General features: G+C 62.5%; 19 protein-coding genes and 1 tRNA gene. 12 read left to right on the top strand and 8 right to left on the bottom strand.

Annotated features, from left to right (window positions below):
* Window positions 1–162: 162 nt before the first annotated feature.
* From LXM94_RS01880 to LXM94_RS01865, 4 genes are read right to left on the bottom strand one after another with little or no spacing between them, the layout of a single operon-like run.
* On the bottom strand, window positions 163–480 hold the full coding sequence (locus LXM94_RS01880; RefSeq protein ID WP_235769452.1) for a hypothetical protein: 318 nt from the start codon (window positions 478–480) through the stop codon (window positions 163–165).
* On the bottom strand, window positions 477–692 hold the full coding sequence (locus tag LXM94_RS01875) for a hypothetical protein (RefSeq protein ID WP_235769451.1): 216 nt from the start codon (window positions 690–692) through the stop codon (window positions 477–479). Before LXM94_RS01875 ends, LXM94_RS01880 begins: the two co-directional genes overlap by 4 nt.
* On the bottom strand, window positions 689–1,216 hold the full coding sequence (locus LXM94_RS01870; protein ID WP_235769450.1) for a hypothetical protein: 528 nt from the start codon (window positions 1,214–1,216) through the stop codon (window positions 689–691). Before LXM94_RS01870 ends, LXM94_RS01875 begins: the two co-directional genes overlap by 4 nt.
* On the bottom strand, window positions 1,213–1,419 hold the full coding sequence (locus LXM94_RS01865) for a DNA-binding protein (protein WP_235769449.1): 207 nt from the start codon (window positions 1,417–1,419) through the stop codon (window positions 1,213–1,215). Before LXM94_RS01865 ends, LXM94_RS01870 begins: the two co-directional genes overlap by 4 nt.
* A 109-nt stretch (window positions 1,420–1,528) precedes the next feature.
* On the opposite strand from LXM94_RS01865, the gene LXM94_RS01860 reads away from it, so the two are divergent.
* The 3 genes from LXM94_RS01860 (at window position 1,529) to LXM94_RS01850 (ending at window position 3,311) form a co-directional block, all read left to right on the top strand.
* Entirely contained in the window at window positions 1,529–1,999 is a 471-nt protein-coding gene (locus tag LXM94_RS01860) for a hypothetical protein (RefSeq protein ID WP_235769448.1), read from the top strand.
* Entirely contained in the window at window positions 1,996–3,144 is a 1,149-nt protein-coding gene (locus tag LXM94_RS26115) for a tyrosine-type recombinase/integrase (protein WP_235769447.1), read from the top strand. The genes LXM94_RS01860 and LXM94_RS26115 overlap by 4 nt, the downstream gene beginning before the upstream one ends.
* Before the next feature lie 77 nt (window positions 3,145–3,221).
* Window positions 3,222–3,311 (top strand) — tRNA-Ser (locus LXM94_RS01850).
* Between the two features lie 202 nt (window positions 3,312–3,513).
* On the opposite strand, the gene LXM94_RS01845 is transcribed toward LXM94_RS01850, so the two are convergent.
* Genes LXM94_RS01845 through LXM94_RS01835 form a run of 3 tightly spaced genes read right to left on the bottom strand, consistent with a single transcriptional unit; the run spans window position 3,514 to window position 4,755 of the window.
* The gene (locus LXM94_RS01845; RefSeq protein ID WP_235769446.1) at window positions 3,514–3,849 is read right to left on the bottom strand and encodes a TfoX/Sxy family protein; all 336 of its coding nucleotides are present in this window, start codon (window positions 3,847–3,849) and stop codon (window positions 3,514–3,516) included.
* 11 nt (window positions 3,850–3,860) lie between these two features.
* Window positions 3,861–4,226: a nuclear transport factor 2 family protein gene (locus LXM94_RS01840; protein ID WP_235769445.1), complete on the bottom strand. Its 366-nt coding sequence runs from the start codon at window positions 4,224–4,226 to the stop codon at window positions 3,861–3,863.
* The gene (locus LXM94_RS01835) at window positions 4,189–4,755 is read right to left on the bottom strand and encodes a TetR/AcrR family transcriptional regulator (protein ID WP_235769444.1); all 567 of its coding nucleotides are present in this window, start codon (window positions 4,753–4,755) and stop codon (window positions 4,189–4,191) included. The genes LXM94_RS01840 and LXM94_RS01835 overlap by 38 nt, the downstream gene beginning before the upstream one ends.
* A 302-nt stretch (window positions 4,756–5,057) precedes the next feature.
* On the opposite strand from LXM94_RS01835, the gene LXM94_RS01830 reads away from it, so the two are divergent.
* The 7 genes from LXM94_RS01830 to tgt all read left to right on the top strand — a co-directional run bounded on the left by LXM94_RS01830 (window position 5,058) and on the right by tgt (window position 9,735).
* Window positions 5,058–5,291: a DUF4189 domain-containing protein gene (locus LXM94_RS01830; protein ID WP_235769443.1), complete on the top strand. Its 234-nt coding sequence runs from the start codon at window positions 5,058–5,060 to the stop codon at window positions 5,289–5,291.
* Between the two features lie 207 nt (window positions 5,292–5,498).
* The gene (locus tag LXM94_RS01825) at window positions 5,499–5,693 is read left to right on the top strand and encodes a hypothetical protein (RefSeq protein ID WP_235769442.1); all 195 of its coding nucleotides are present in this window, start codon (window positions 5,499–5,501) and stop codon (window positions 5,691–5,693) included.
* Between the two features lie 97 nt (window positions 5,694–5,790).
* Window positions 5,791–6,285: a pantetheine-phosphate adenylyltransferase gene (coaD, locus tag LXM94_RS01820; RefSeq protein ID WP_235769441.1), complete on the top strand. Its 495-nt coding sequence runs from the start codon at window positions 5,791–5,793 to the stop codon at window positions 6,283–6,285.
* A gap of 41 nt (window positions 6,286–6,326) precedes the next feature.
* The gene (locus tag LXM94_RS01815; RefSeq protein ID WP_235769440.1) at window positions 6,327–6,896 is read left to right on the top strand and encodes a peptidylprolyl isomerase; all 570 of its coding nucleotides are present in this window, start codon (window positions 6,327–6,329) and stop codon (window positions 6,894–6,896) included.
* A gap of 22 nt (window positions 6,897–6,918) precedes the next feature.
* Window positions 6,919–7,428: a peptidylprolyl isomerase gene (locus LXM94_RS01810; protein ID WP_235769439.1), complete on the top strand. Its 510-nt coding sequence runs from the start codon at window positions 6,919–6,921 to the stop codon at window positions 7,426–7,428.
* Window positions 7,429–7,536: 108 nt separating this feature from the next.
* Window positions 7,537–8,601: a tRNA preQ1(34) S-adenosylmethionine ribosyltransferase-isomerase QueA gene (queA, locus tag LXM94_RS01805; protein ID WP_235769438.1), complete on the top strand. Its 1,065-nt coding sequence runs from the start codon at window positions 7,537–7,539 to the stop codon at window positions 8,599–8,601.
* Complete coding sequence (gene tgt, locus LXM94_RS01800) at window positions 8,602–9,735, top strand: tRNA guanosine(34) transglycosylase Tgt (RefSeq protein WP_235769437.1); 1,134 nt, start codon at window positions 8,602–8,604, stop codon at window positions 9,733–9,735. It begins immediately after the preceding gene.
* A 21-nt stretch (window positions 9,736–9,756) separates the two neighbouring features.
* Here tgt and LXM94_RS01795 read toward each other — a convergent pair whose 3' ends face one another.
* Complete coding sequence (locus LXM94_RS01795; protein WP_235769436.1) at window positions 9,757–10,179, bottom strand: DUF4864 domain-containing protein; 423 nt, start codon at window positions 10,177–10,179, stop codon at window positions 9,757–9,759.
* 311 nt (window positions 10,180–10,490) lie between these two features.
* On the opposite strand from LXM94_RS01795, the gene LXM94_RS01790 reads away from it, so the two are divergent.
* Together LXM94_RS01790 and LXM94_RS01785 are read left to right on the top strand one after the other, a co-directional pair.
* Window positions 10,491–10,961, top strand: coding sequence for a hypothetical protein (locus tag LXM94_RS01790; protein WP_235769435.1), 471 nt, complete (start codon window positions 10,491–10,493; stop codon window positions 10,959–10,961).
* A gap of 255 nt (window positions 10,962–11,216) precedes the next feature.
* Window positions 11,217–12,173, top strand: a complete 957-nt coding sequence (locus LXM94_RS01785; RefSeq protein WP_235769434.1) for a phosphoribosylaminoimidazolesuccinocarboxamide synthase — start codon at window positions 11,217–11,219, stop codon at window positions 12,171–12,173.
* Window positions 12,174–12,196: the final 23 nt, after the last annotated feature.

Here is a 12,196-nt window from a genome sequence, read left to right as displayed (position 1 = left end):
TATCGGCCATTGCCGCCGCTTCCGTCGCCTCTAGGGCGCTGAGGCCGAACCTCGACCGCAAGACGGGAACGATAGGACGGGGCGGCTCTTGCTCGTCAGCGAGCCAGCGCGCGGCCTCCTCGACCGCGGCGCTGTGCTGATGCTCTTGGGGAGTGTGGGCCATCATTGACGGCCCTCCAGGTCTTTCCGGCAGCGATCAAACCGCTCGCAAAGTGCTACCACTTCTTGACCGAGCTTCAAGATTTCTCCGTCGCTCATGGTCTTGATCACGGGCTCGGCTTCCACATCGAAGTCGTTGACGATCTTCGCGGCCATGTCGCGGGCAATCCATGTCAACGACGCAGCTCGCATCAAATTCTCGTCACGAACGCCGTCCCCAACAAAGGCGCGGCGGTCGATCACTTCCAAGACGGTATCGAGAAGTCGCACGAGGTTCTCCGCGTCGGCCAGAACATCGATCATGGTGACAGTTTTCGTCATGCTACCGCCCTCCGCTGGTCGTGAGGCACGCTGTCGCCGCCATAGGCGATCAGGGCGAACCGGCATTCATGATCGACCTGGACACGCCAGTTGCCCCCGTGGACGCGGTGCATGGCCATGGCCAGACTGTCCGCGGCGTTTGCGACCTCATCCGACAGATTGGTAGTCGATGCCGCCAGCGTGCGGAGAGATTGGAGAGAATCCTCCCTCATGCGCGTTCCTCCAGCCTGTCGCCACAGACGAGCGCGAAAGAGGCTTGCGCGTCGATATGGTAGCGCCATGCCCGATCAGGGTTGATCCGCTCCATAAGGTCCGTAAGCTCGCTGGCGTGGTGGTGCGCGCGGTTCAGCAAGGCGTCTTTGTCGTCCTCGGTTTCAAAATGTGTAACTGTGAGCTGCACGCCGCGGCCGGAACCGGCCGGCCATACCGTGGCATGCATCTCGCCTCCGGCATATCCGGCAAGGGCGTGGGAAAGTTCATTCGCCAAGCGGTCGACCGTTTGCACTGGCGTCTCGGTTGCCACGAGCGCAGCGGACCCGGTGACGGGAACGGAAGCCATGGCCAGGCCGCCAAGAATGGAGCGGCGGGTCAGGACTGGCGTTGCGGCGCTCGTGATGGTATTGCTTTCCTTGTTCATTTCTCGATCCTTTGCAGGGGTAGGGATTGATCCGAGGTCCGGAAGCGCGCCAACGCTTGCCGGGCCATTTTCGTTTTTGGAGCGTGCGGCGAACTTCATGCCGTTGCTCCGAACTTCGATCGCAAGCCGAGCTTAGCGGCCAGCGGTGCGACGGGAACGACGATGCGTCCTCCAACTTTGATGGTTTCGATGTCGCCATTTTTGGCGGCAGCGTACGCGGCATTACGGCCAAGGCCGTAAAACAATGCGCCCGCGTCGGGGACCGGTATAGTCGGGCGGGCAAGGGCTTCATCAAGGGTCAACTAAACCTCCATATGCACATATTGCGCATTAACCACACTACACATTTTAACATTGAGCGCAACTCAATATGCGCATATGGTGCATATGGCCCCGAAAAAGGATGCATAAGTGAAAAACGAGACAGGTCAAAAGAAAACCGAGCGCCTGCACATGCTCATCTCGCCCGACGAGCTCGAGGCAATCGATGAATGGAGGTTCGCAAACAGGGTGGGGACAAGAGCGGACGCCGTGCGACGTCTCTGCGACCGAGGGCTAAAATTTGATGAACGATTTTATGGACTTGCAGCGGTGTTGTATCAGTCGTTGTTCGATCTAGAGAGTTACATTGCCGCGAGCCAGGACACAGCTAACGATGCTGCTTTGAACCAAGTTTCCAAGGACCTTTTGGTTGGTGCGCTCGTCGGCTTAGGCCTTTCCCACTCGTTCGATGACTTGGTGAGCCAGCTCGAAGAGCAGAATCTTGTCAGCAAGGGAGCGCAGCCGACAGAAATCGTTCCAGCCTTCATAAAAGCGTATGGTGATCTGCTTCAATCCACTCCAGTGCCGTACCCTCCTTACATTGACGAGGAATCCCTGTGAAAGGCCACATCACCGAACGTAGCCCCGGCAAATGGGCAATTGTCCTTGACGTTCCGAGCGACGGGAAGCGCCGCCGGAAGTGGCACACGTTTCATGGGACGAAGCGCCAAGCCGAGACGGAATGCGCGCGCCTAATCGCGGAACTCGACGGCGGCAGCTATATCGAGCCGGCGAAAACGACGGTGCGGGAATATTTCGTCCGCTGGCTCCAGCACGAAAAGGCGAACGTCTCGCCAAAGACACACCAGCGCTATGAGGAACTACTTCTGAAAAACGTCGCGCCGATCCTCGGCAACGTCACGCTGAACAAGCTCACGGCGTCGAAGATCGATGCAGCGTGGTCGCAATTGCTGGAAAGCGGACGACGAGACGGGAAGGGCGGTCTGTCACCTCGCACGGTGCACCACTGCCGGCGCGTCATGCTGACGGCGATGGATCAAGCGCTGAAATGGGACTTGCTGAAAAAGAATCCCGTTGCCATCACCCGGCCGCCCAAGGTCGAAAGAACGGCCATGGAGGCCTACAGCGCTTCACAGACGGGTGTCATGCTGGACGAGCTTCGATCGAGCCGTGTCTTCGTGCCGGCGCTCCTGGCGGGGCTGTGTGGCTTGAGGCGAGGGGAGATCCTCGCCCTGCGCTGGCGGGACATCGACCTGACGAACGCCGTCATGGCCGTCCGCACCAGTGCGGAGCAGGTCGGCACAGAAGTCCGATACAAAGAGACGAAGAGCGGCAAGGCGCGCACCGTGGCACTATCCTCCACCGTTGTCGCCGAACTGAACCGCCACCGACTCGCGCAGGCTGAGGAACAGCTTCGCCTCGGTCTCCGGCCGGACGAGAATTCGTTCGTCGTCGCGCAGTTCGACGGGCGCCCGCTGAAGCCCGTTTCCCTGACGCACGAGTGGACCCGCGTGATTGCGAAGACATCGCTTCCGAACATCCGATTTCACGATCTCCGGCACTCCCATGCAACGCAACTCTTGGCAGCCGGCGTGCATCCGAAGATCGCCAGCGAGCGCCTCGGTCATTCCACAATCGGCATCACCTTGGACCTCTACAGCCACGTCATGCCCGGCATGCAAGCGAACGCCGCGGAGCAAGTTGACGCTGCGATCAAAGCTGCTAAAAAGCCAGCCACCGAATGAAAGGGTAGCAAATCGGTAGCAAATGCCGGTTTTCAGGTTTTCCGAAGGGAAGGAAAATCAAATCTTTTCAAATAGATGGATGGGTGTCCGAGTGGTTTAAGGAACCGGTCTTGAAAACCGGCGTAGGCGAGAGTCTACCGTGGGTTCGAATCCCACCCCATCCGCCATTGGCCGCCGATTTCCCTCTGTGGCGCGATAGTCCCCGATACTTCTCGGCCAATCCGTGTCTGAAGCGGGCCGTGTGAAGGCCGCCAGGTTTAAGACCTTCAGAAGGCTGAAGCGCTTCATGCGACGTGCAGACGAGCAAGATCGTTCCCGGTTTTGACTGAGCCATCATCATCTCCGTTGATGTCCGTTGTTGATCGGGCGTTATGTCCCGCAGAATGCGCGAATTGCCTCCCGCGCCAGGTCTCGCAATGTGTCCGGGTCGTCCAGCACCGTTTCAGGGACGCTTACATATTTGGCGACGGTCACGGTGCTTTGGGTCTTGTCGTAGCGGAAGGTCCTGCCGCCTTCGCCAAGCAGGCGCGCTCTCAAGTCGTCATTGACTTTCAGGTAGAGCGTTCCTTCCATGACGATGGCGAATTGACCGCCGTCCTGCCGCAGATCCCATCCGCCGAAAAAGCGTTTTGCGCTGACTCCGCCGAGCGGAGCCAGCTCACCCTCGAGCCAGGCAACGATCTCAGGTTTGGCTGGGCGCGGCATGGCGGAGGAGATCAGAAGAAGCCGGTGAATGCGGCAAAGCGTCCGTCATCGGCGAGACGCGCATAGCTGGTGCCGCGCATGCGCTCCGCCCCGTCGCCGCCCACGAGCCGCCAGCTCGCGAGCGTCTGGCCGTGATGCCCGTTCACGCTCAGGATCTCGAAAAAGCAGCCTGGCATCGACTGCTGAAAATTCGCCATATGGCCTGAAAACGTCTCTCTGCCCGAAATCGCCGTCGTCGGATCGGTGTAGGTCACCTCGTCGGCGACGAGTTCACGCAATTCGGTGTCACGTTCGGGCGCCGGCATGGACCATGTCCTGGAATAGCGCCTCCAGCTTTCTTCAAGCATTGATGTCTCCAATGATGGTTTCGATTTCATGGGCGATAACCTTGCGAAGGTCGGCCTTGTCGGCGCCGCCGCGAATCATCACGAGAAGTCCCTGGTAGAAGACCAGCAGGCGCAAGGCGTCCGAGGCCGCTCTTTCGGCGTTCGCTGCAGGAAGCGAGACGAGGCTTTCTTCGAACGCGCTGCGCAACAGCGCAAAACCATGTTTAAGATCGGCTTCGGCGGGACACGGGCCGCCTGCGAATTCTACCGCTGAATTGGTCAGCAAACAGCCGACGGAGCCGCCGCCGGGTTCGTCCAACAGCGAAACGAACAAGGCCGTCAGCCCTTCCTTTGCCGGACGCCCGGCGAGATAGGTGTCGATGCGCCTTTTCACGACCGTTTCGTTATAATGCGCGAATGCGCGCTGAAAGATCGCGTCCTTGCCGCCGAAACTGTTGTAGAGACTGCCCGACGAAAGACCGGTCGCCTGCTCCAGCATCTTGATGGAACTGCGCTGGTATCCGTCTTTCCTGAACGCCCGCATGGCCGACGTCAGCACTGCGTCTTCGTCGAATTCCAAATGTCTCGCCACGGTCGAGCCCTTTCTAAAATGGTAATTTTAAAATAATCGCTTTAGAATTGATGTCAAGCCGCTTGCGGCCGGCCGGCCAGCCGGGGCGGGGCGTAGACCCGCGGGCGCAATCACAAAAATCTGGCGGCGATGCACCGATTCCGGCACGCCCGGCGTCGGATGCTTCTACTACCGGGCGCCACGGCTGTGAAATTCCCGAACGGCCCTGCGGATGCCGCTACCGCGCAGGATTCTTTGCCGCTACATTTCGGAGGCCGGCGATATTGCCGGTTCTTTCGAAAGCCACACTCATGCGTCACCGCGCTTTGCTCCTCGTTCCCGTCCTCACAAGCCTCGTTCTTGCCACGTCCACCGTCGAGGCTCTCGCGTGGGGCTGCGTCGCCGTCTCGGAGGACGGCACCTACGGCTACAGCTACAATTACGACAGCCGGGACGACGCGGTGGATCGCGCGCTCAGCGAATGCGCCGAGCGGGCGACGACGGACCAGACCTGCGAAATCACGGATTGCAGCGAAGACCTGTGACGCCGTCCGGGCGCCGGCCGTCCGGCGGGCGCCCGTCCGACCCGGCGGAGCTGCGGCTCCGCCCTGTCTTACGCGTGTGACATTCGTCGCCCAGCATCCGGGGATATGGATGCGGTCCGTCATGGTTAACGATTTCTCAAGTCCCGGCGCAGTATCGAGGAACCGGATCGCATCGCCGCCGTTTGCTGGCCGTCCGGAGGAGAAACCATGTTCACGCTGCTCGCCACCATGCTCGACGGAAACGTAAAGACGGCTGACACCGGCACGGCGCCCGACGGCTATGTGGATGTTGCACGTGCCGATCCGGCATCCGCGGCCCGCCGCGACCTCGGCCGCACGGCCTATGCACGCGACTACGGCAGCGACCGGAAGGTGCAGCCGGCCTTCATCGGCTTCGCCTGAGCGAATGCCGCAGGGCAGGGTGGCCGCAATGCGCCGGCGCCCGCGACGCTTGCCTTAAACGGTCCGGCATGACAAAAGGCGGCAAACGGAAACCGCCATGACGATCGCCTTCTACCCCGGCTCTTTCGACCCGATCACCAACGGTCATATCGACGTGCTCGTGCAGGCGCTGCATGTCGCTCCGCGCGTGGTCGTTGCGATCGGCGTGCATCCCGGCAAGGCGCCGCTCTTTTCCTTCGAGGAGAGGGCCGAACTCATCCGCGCGGCGATCGGCGAGGCGTTGCCGGCGCGGCGGGACGACGTCACCGTCGTCTCCTTCGACCGGCTGGTCGTCGATGCGGCGCGCGACCACGGTGCGACGCTGCTGATCCGGGGCCTGCGCGACGGCACCGACCTCGACTACGAGATGCAGATGGCCGGCATGAACCGCCAGATGGCGCCGGACGTGCAGACCGTCTTCCTGCCCGCCGGCACCGCCTCGCGGCCCATTACCGCCACATTGGTCCGCCAGATCGCGGCCATGGGCGGAGACGTCAGCGCCTTCGTGCCGAAGGCGGTCCTCCATGCGCTCGCGGCGAAACGCAGGCCCTGAAGCCCGGTCGCCGAGCGGTCTTTCAACGAAACGGAGCCACCATGAAATTCCTGAAGACAGCCATTGCGGGAGCCCTGTTCCTTGCCTCCGTCGCAAGCGCCGGCGCGCAGTCGAACGAGGATTTCCTCACCATCCAGCTCAAGGACGGCCCGGTCGTGGTCCAGCTTCGTCCGGATGTGGCACCGAAGCATGTCGAGCGCATCAAGGCGCTGGCGGCTGCCGGCGAATATGACAATGTCGCCTTCCACCGCGTCATCGAGGGCTTCATGGCCCAGACGGGCGACGTGCAGAACGGCGACATGGAAGAGGGCTTCAAGCCCGAGGCGGCCGGCACGGGCGGCTCCAGCCAGCCCGATCTGCCGGCGGAATTCTCCGACGTGCCCTATGAGCGCGGCACGGTCGGCATGGCGCGCTCGCAGGATCCGAACTCCGCCAATTCGCAGTTCTTCATCATGTTCGCGCCGGGCGACTTCCTGAACGGCCAGTACACTGTCGTCGGCCAGGTGGTCGAGGGCATGGAGAACGTCGACAAGATCAAGCGCGGCGACGACGCGAACAACGGCGCCGTCGAGAATCCCGACCGGATGATCAAGGTCACCGTCGGCAAATAACGAGTTCAACAAGGAGAAAACCATGGCCGAGATCAAGGATCCGGAAAACACGATCATCATGGAGACCAGCAAGGGCCGCGTGGTCATCCAGCTCCTGCCGGACCTCGCGCCCGGCCATGTCGCGCGCATCAAGGAACTGACGCGCGAAGGCGCCTATGACGGCGTCGTCTTCCACCGCGTCATCGAGGACTTCATGGCGCAGACCGGCGACGTGCAGTACGGCAAGACCGGCGGCAAGGACTTCAACCCGGGCCGCGCCGGCATGGGCGGCTCCGACAAGCCGGACCTCAAGGCCGAATTCTCCAACATGAGCCACGTGCGCGGCACCTGCTCGATGGCCCGCAGCCAGATGCCGAACTCGGCGAACTCGCAGTTCTTCATCTGCTTCACCGACTCGCCCTGGCTCAACAAGCAGTATTCCGTCTGGGGCCAGGTGGTCGAGGGCATGGAGAGCATCGACAAGATCAAGCGCGGCGAGCCGGTGCGCGACCCGGACACGATCGTCTCCATGAAGGTCGCCGCGGACGCCTGATCCGACCGTCTTCCGGAACCCGCTCCGGTGCAGGATTGCAACGGGGCGGGTTTGCCTTTTTGCGGCGATGCGCTATCGCCATCGCGATCACCCCACGAAGCCCCGTCCATGCGCGTAGACATTTTCGATTTCGAGCTTCCGGAAGAGCGGATCGCCCTTCGCCCGGCGTCTCCGCGCGAGGCGGCGCGGCTGCTCGTCGTGCGCCCGGATGCGGCTTCGCCCTATGCCGATCACCACGTCGGCGACCTGCCGGATTTCCTCCGCGACGGCGATGCACTGGTCTTCAACGACACGCGCGTCATTCCCGCGCAACTCGAAGGCGTGCGGGTCAGGGACGGGGCCGGCGGCCAGCCGGTCTCCGCCACGCTGCACATGCGGGTCGCCGCCGATCGCTGGAAGGCCTTCGCCCGGCCCGGCAAGCGCATAAAGGCGGGCGATCGCGTCCTCTTCGGCGCGGATGCGACACTCGCGGCGACCGTCGAGGCAAAGGGCGAGGGCGGCGAGGTGACGCTCGCCTTCGAGGCCTCCGGCCCGGAACTCGACCGCGCCATCGCCGACGTCGGCCATATCCCGCTGCCGCCCTATATCGCCTCAAAGCGCCATGACGATGCGGCCGACCGGCGCGACTACCAGACGATCTACGCGCGGGAGGAAGGTGCCGTCGCCGCGCCGACCGCCGGCCTGCACTTCACCGGCGCGCTCTTCGAAAAGCTGGATGCCAGGGGCGTCGAGCGCCATTTCGTGACGCTGCATGTCGGCGCCGGGACCTTCCTGCCGGTCAAGGCCGACGACACACGCGACCACGTGATGCACGAGGAAATCGGCCATGTCTCGCTTAAGACGGCCGAGGCGCTCAACGCGGTCAGGGCGAGGGGCGGGCGCATCGTCTCGGTCGGCACGACGTCGCTCAGGCTGCTCGAAAGCGCCGCCGACCGGGACGGCACGATCCGCCCCTGGTCGGGCGCCACCGGCATCTTCATCACGCCGGGCTACCGCTTCCGCACCGCCGATGCGCTGATGACCAATTTCCACCTGCCGAAATCGACGCTCTTCATGCTCGTCTCGGCGTTTTCCGGCCTCGAGACCATGCGCGGTGCCTATGCCCATGCGATCGAGACCGGCTACCGCTTCTATTCCTACGGCGATTCCAGCCTGCTTTTCCGGAAGACCTGAATGAGCGACACGTTCCAGTTCACGCTGCTTGCGACAGACGGCAAAGCCCGCCGCGGCGCGGTCTCGATGCCGCGCGGCACGATCCGCACGCCGGCCTTCATGCCCGTCGGCACGGTCGGCACGGTCAAGGCCATGTATCTCGACCAGGTGCGCGACCTCGGCGCCGACATCATCCTCGGCAACACCTATCACCTGATGCTGCGGCCCGGCGCCGAACGCGTCGCCCGCCTCGGCGGCCTGCACGACCTCATCCGCTGGCCCTATCCGATCCTTACCGATTCCGGCGGCTTCCAGGTCATGTCGCTGTCGGGTCTCAGGAAGCTCGACGAACAGGGCGTCACCTTCAAGAGCCATGTCGACGGCTCGCTGCACCACATGTCGCCCGAGCGCTCCATCGAGATCCAGGGCCTGCTCGGCAGCGACATCCAGATGCAGCTCGACGAATGCGTGCGGCTGCCGGCCGAGCCGAAGGAGATCGAGCGGGCCATGGAGATGTCCTATCGCTGGGCCGAGCGCTGCAAGCGTGCCTTCGGCGACCAGCCGGGCAGGGCGATGTTCGGCATCGTGCAGGGCGGCGACGTTCCGGACCTGCGCGTGAATTCCGCCAGGGCGCTTGCCGGGCTCGACCTCAAGGGCTATGCGATCGGCGGGCTCGCGGTCGGCGAGCCGCAGGCGGTCATGCTCGACATGATCGACACGACCTGCCCGCATCTGCCGGTCGAGAAGCCGCGCTACCTGATGGGCGTCGGCACGCCGGACGACATCCTGAAGTCGGTCGCCCACGGCATCGACATGTTCGATTGCGTCATGCCGACCCGCTCCGGGCGCCACGGGCTCGCCTTTACCCGCCATGGCCGGATCAACATCCGCAACGCCCGCCATGCGGAAGACCTGAGGCCGCTCGACGAGCAGTCATCCTGCCCGGCCTCGCGCGACTATTCGCGGGCCTATCTGCACCATCTGGTGCGCGCCAACGAGGCGCTCGGCGGCATGCTGCTCACCTGGAACAATCTCGCCTATTACCAGGACCTGATGGCCGGCATCCGCGCGGCGATCGACGCGGGCCGCTACGCCGATTTCATGGCCGAGACGCAGGAAGGCTGGGCGCGCGGCGAGGCGGCCAACCGGGGCTGAGCCGTTAACTCACAAGACGCGTCAGATGGCGGAGCCCGGTGCGGCCTTCACCATGTGCACGCCGTTGATCTTGTAGCTGCCGTCGGGCTGCTTCACCACCTGATAGAACGCCGTCCAGTCCTTGCCGTCGGAGCCGGAGATCAGCACCTCCTGCACGACGGTGTCGCCGGAGACCTTGGCGCGGCCGAAGGCGAAATTGCCGGGCCGGTAGACCGGCGCGTAGCCGCGCTTCACCATGTCGAAGAACTGGCTCTCGGACGGAAACTTGCCGCGGATCGTCGGCGAGGCGAAAGAATAGGCCGCCGCCGCATCGTCATTGAGGAAGGCGGCGATCTGCTGCTGGATGACCGATTGCACGGTGTCGACCGGCTCGTCGGCGATAGCCGCAGACGGCGGTAGGACGGTAAGGGAAACGCAAAGGAACACGGCGGCAGGCAATTTCATGGCGCACACTCCTTTTCCGATCAAGAGGGTAGCGTAGCGCTCGAAACTGGAAAGAGACTGGTGCCCGACGGCCGCGGAGAACCGGCTCATTGCAATACTTGATTTTCACACGAAAATAGAGGGATACGGCCGGCAGCTGATGTTTTGCGGCATATTTCACTTGTTTGTGATATTGCCGGACCGGCGCCTTCGAGCCGCGCATGTCGGACGTGTGCCATCGAACAGGAAAGGCCCGACCACCACATATTGCGCCCGTCTGCCTTTACAATTGGCGACCGATTGGCACCCTTGAGTCGAATGGAGTGAAGCCAATGAATTCTGGAACAATCGAGATCTATCGTCCTCGCGATGTTTCAAATTTGGGCCAATGGGCCATCGGTGGCCTCAAGCTTAAAGTCTACGGCCTTGTCGCGGACAACAGGAAGATCGACAAAGCCATGGTGGCCCTGGGGCAGTCGTTCGTGCGGCAGGACGTTCTCCCGCGTGTTGCGGACGAGGGCGACGACAATGGCATGGGTTTCGTGATCATCCATCCTGGTGAACTTGGTGTTTCCATCTCAGCTCACTGGTGGATACAAGGATCGGTGCTGTGTCAGCATATCTATCGGAAGCTGTATGCCGCCTCCGAGCCGATGGACACGGTGAAAAGACCTGTTATCGCCTGTGTCTGGGAGCTGGCGCTGATAAACGCCGAGCAGGAGGCGTGGCGAAAGGCGATGATGAAAAACGAGCCAAATCCATCGGCCTACATGGACGCTCGAGCGGACGTCGCCGCCGCATAGGGACCATGCCTGCGTCGCTCGCTGCAGCCTGATCTTCCTTTCATGCATCCGTGCGATGACACGGCGTTCGTCCAGACCCAACCCACAAAAGGGCGGGCCATTCCAACTTTGCGGCTACAGGCAAAGATCGCATAAGATAGATTATGGAACTTAACCGCATAGGGAAATGCCGGAAACCCGGTCCTTGCGGCTTGACCGGTGCCCTGCGGCCTGCTTAGCGTTCGGCTCAATTCTCATGAGGAAAGCCCTGGTTCGATGAGCAGTTTCCGCGTTCTGTCCGATGCCCATATTCCTGAACTGCCGAACCGCTACAAGGGCAAGGTGCGCGAGAACTACGACCTGCCGGACGGCCGGCGCATCATCATCGCGACGGACCGGCTCTCCGCCTTCGACATCATCCTGACCTCGATCCCGTTCAAGGGCCAGGTGCTGACGCAGACGGCGCGCTACTGGTTCGAGGAAACCGCCGACATCTGCCCGAACCACGTGCTCGACTATCCGGACCCGAATGTCGTCATCGGCCAGCGGCTCGACATCCTGCCGGTCGAGATCGTCGTGCGCGGTTATCTCGCCGGCACGACCAGCACGTCGATCCTCACCAAGTACCGCAACGGCGAGCGCGCCATGTACGGCATCCGGCTGCCGGACGGCATGCGCGACAACGAGAAGCTTCCCGAGGCCATCATCACGCCGACCAGCAAGGCTTTCGACGGCGGCCACGACGAGCCGCTCTCGGCCGGCGACATCCTGTCTCAGGGCCTGCTGAGCAACGAACAATGGGACACCGTGTCCGGCTACGCGCTGGCGCTCTTTGCCCGCGGCCAAAAGCGCGCCGCCGAACGCGGCCTGATCCTCGTCGACACGAAATACGAGTTCGGCACGGACCAGAGCGGCCGCATCGTGCTCGCCGACGAGATCCATACGCCGGATTCCAGCCGCTACTGGATCGCCGAAAGCTACGCCGAGAGTTTTGAAACCGGCGCGCGGCCGAAGAGCTTCGACAAGGATTTCGTGCGTGCCTGGGTGACCGAGCGCTGCGACCCCTACAAGGATCCGGTGCCGGAAATCCCGGCCGACCTCGTCGAGCAGACCTCCAGGGTCTATATCGAGGCCTACGAGACGATCACCGGACAGGATTTCGTTCCGGACCTCTCCGGCGCCACCGTTCTCGACCGTATCCGGGATAATCTGAAGCCTTATTTCAGCAAATAAACAGATACTTATTGATTATTTCC

Source organism: Rhizobium alarense, from assembly GCF_021555155.1.
GTDB lineage: Bacteria > Pseudomonadota > Alphaproteobacteria > Rhizobiales > Rhizobiaceae > Rhizobium_D > Rhizobium_D alarense.
This window is presented reverse-complemented; position numbering and strand designations above follow the sequence as displayed.

Bases quoted from the DNA above. Each gene is read 5' to 3' on its own strand.
- LXM94_RS01880 (WP_235769452.1), bottom strand. From the start codon at position 480: ATGACGAAAACTGTCACCATGATCGATGTTCTGGCCGACGCGGAGAAC.
- LXM94_RS01875 (WP_235769451.1), bottom strand. From the start codon at position 692: ATGAGGGAGGATTCTCTCCAATCTCTCCGCACGCTGGCGGCATCGACT.
- LXM94_RS01870 (WP_235769450.1), bottom strand. From the start codon at position 1,216: ATGAAGTTCGCCGCACGCTCCAAAAACGAAAATGGCCCGGCAAGCGTT.
- LXM94_RS01845 (WP_235769446.1), bottom strand. From the start codon at position 3,849: ATGCCGCGCCCAGCCAAACCTGAGATCGTTGCCTGGCTCGAGGGTGAG.
- LXM94_RS01840 (WP_235769445.1), bottom strand. From the start codon at position 4,226: ATGAAATCGAAACCATCATTGGAGACATCAATGCTTGAAGAAAGCTGG.
- LXM94_RS01830 (WP_235769443.1), top strand. From the start codon at position 5,058: ATGCGTCACCGCGCTTTGCTCCTCGTTCCCGTCCTCACAAGCCTCGTT.
- LXM94_RS01825 (WP_235769442.1), top strand. From the start codon at position 5,499: ATGTTCACGCTGCTCGCCACCATGCTCGACGGAAACGTAAAGACGGCT.
- coaD (WP_235769441.1), top strand. From the start codon at position 5,791: ATGACGATCGCCTTCTACCCCGGCTCTTTCGACCCGATCACCAACGGT.
- LXM94_RS01815 (WP_235769440.1), top strand. From the start codon at position 6,327: ATGAAATTCCTGAAGACAGCCATTGCGGGAGCCCTGTTCCTTGCCTCC.
- LXM94_RS01810 (WP_235769439.1), top strand. From the start codon at position 6,919: ATGGCCGAGATCAAGGATCCGGAAAACACGATCATCATGGAGACCAGC.
- queA (WP_235769438.1), top strand. From the start codon at position 7,537: ATGCGCGTAGACATTTTCGATTTCGAGCTTCCGGAAGAGCGGATCGCC.
- tgt (WP_235769437.1), top strand. From the start codon at position 8,602: ATGAGCGACACGTTCCAGTTCACGCTGCTTGCGACAGACGGCAAAGCC.
- LXM94_RS01795 (WP_235769436.1), bottom strand. From the start codon at position 10,179: ATGAAATTGCCTGCCGCCGTGTTCCTTTGCGTTTCCCTTACCGTCCTA.
- LXM94_RS01790 (WP_235769435.1), top strand. From the start codon at position 10,491: ATGAATTCTGGAACAATCGAGATCTATCGTCCTCGCGATGTTTCAAAT.
- LXM94_RS01785 (WP_235769434.1), top strand. From the start codon at position 11,217: ATGAGCAGTTTCCGCGTTCTGTCCGATGCCCATATTCCTGAACTGCCG.